The organism is Motilimonas pumila (assembly GCF_003596335.1).
Lineage (GTDB): Bacteria > Pseudomonadota > Gammaproteobacteria > Enterobacterales > CBDFNC01 > Motilimonas > Motilimonas pumila.
Map to the genome: position 1 here is coordinate 1 of NZ_QZCH01000157.1, position 582 is coordinate 582.

Below are 582 nucleotides of genomic sequence, written 5' to 3' on the forward strand. Positions count from 1 at the left end.
AGAATCACTTCCATGTATCGTGCTCAATGATCTGATCGCAGTTTTCGAGAAAGGTTCCCTATTTAGTCAACAACGCCATATAACTAGGAAATTTTATTTCATTTAAATGCCGACCTTCATACCTAATCATTCTTATTTTATCTTCATTTTTCATTTTCGACATATCTAAAGAAATAAAATCATGCTTTATTACAATTTCTGAAGCACCTTTCTTGATGATTATTTTAGACAGTTCCCCATTTTCAATCAGCTGACTCAATCCCGCATGTAACACGCCTTCGAGAAAGCTTGTTTTCATCCATGCTCGCTTTTGTTTGGCGGGGATACTTCCCTTTGAGGGCTCCGCTCTTAGCATATTAAGTGATAATTGGCGCAACATCGCCCAGTTCTCTGCAGCGTGATTTTGATAAATTTGGCACTTGTCTTCGTTCATGCTGACATCTAATACCCAGTGCAGACTATTCTCTATCCCCCAGTGAGCCCGAACGGCGCGAGCCAGTGACACCTCATCAAGAGCTGCGGAGCTGATGTAATAGCGATATGTCAGCTCGATTTCTTTCCCTTTCGCCTGCCTGAAGTTCA

At 41.6% G+C, this 582-nt stretch carries 1 pseudogene; it reads right to left on the reverse strand.

Going from position 1 to position 582, the window contains the following annotated elements:
• Positions 1 to 256 precede the first annotated feature (256 nt).
• Positions 257 to 582 (reverse strand): annotated as a pseudogene (locus D1Z90_RS21010) (ISAs1 family transposase); the annotation flags it as partial.